An 868-nucleotide genomic window follows, 5' to 3' on the forward strand; every position below is an offset into this window, starting at 1 on the left:
GCCCTAGGTCGCCAAGGGTCCAGGGTTGATCCGGCCGTTCGTGAATCAACTGAAGCGCCGGTCCTATGTGCKGGTCCGCCATTGCCCCTAGCCACCCGCCTTCTCCGGAATCGAGAGACTTGATCCAGCTTCGCAACACCTCGACGAAGAGCACTTCTGTCAGTCGTGAGAGTGCGACGTCTTGGCCGGGACGCGCAAGCGCCGACTCGCTCACCATGCGTTGCAGAATCGCCTCGAGCCATCCGCCGTCTTCCGTCGGCTTCAGGAGAAGCAGGGGGGGAAGTAATTCCAACACACTGCCGCGCGAGGGCCGCTCCACAGTGAAATTGCCACAGATCATCGTCGAGAGCGGCTGCGCGTTGCCTCCATGACGAACGACGCCAAGACGTCCGGGCAGTCGACCGAGATCCGGAATCGGTAACGGCTTCGTCCGGCGGTCCGAATAAATCAGGTGAGGCTCGCCGCGTGTGACGACGACAAAGTCGCCCGCGGTCATGTGGAGTTCTCGTCCCTCATCAAGCTCGAGGGTAGCTGAGCCACGACTGAGATAATGGAACAGGGCGTAGGGGCGCGCTGGCAATGCCAGATTCCATGGATGGCCGAGCTCGAAGTGGAAGAGCAGAGTCCCACCGAGGCGAATGCGATCGAGCACTTGGGCGAGGATGTCCATCCTCCCGATGTTAATACGACGGACGGTCAGACACAATATTCGGACGATTGATGGCTAACGTCCGAATGCTCCATGTACTACCTGATCTCAAGTCGAGCCAACAGGTCGCGCGGCAAACCATTACGCAAACGGCAGATGGGAGAACCGCGACTTTTGCCGACACGCCTGCCCCGGACCCGCGTCGTCCGTCATCTCAAC

Annotated in this window: 1 protein-coding gene; it reads right to left on the reverse strand. The window is 60.3% G+C overall.

Annotated features, from left to right (window positions below; genetic code table 11):
- The coding region (locus ACXJ7R_RS34705) for a cupin domain-containing protein (protein WP_457155734.1) at window positions 1-670 on the reverse strand (670 nt) is incomplete at its 3' end.
- Window positions 671-868: the final 198 nt, after the last annotated feature.

This window comes from Mesorhizobium sp. P5_C1, assembly GCF_054049815.1.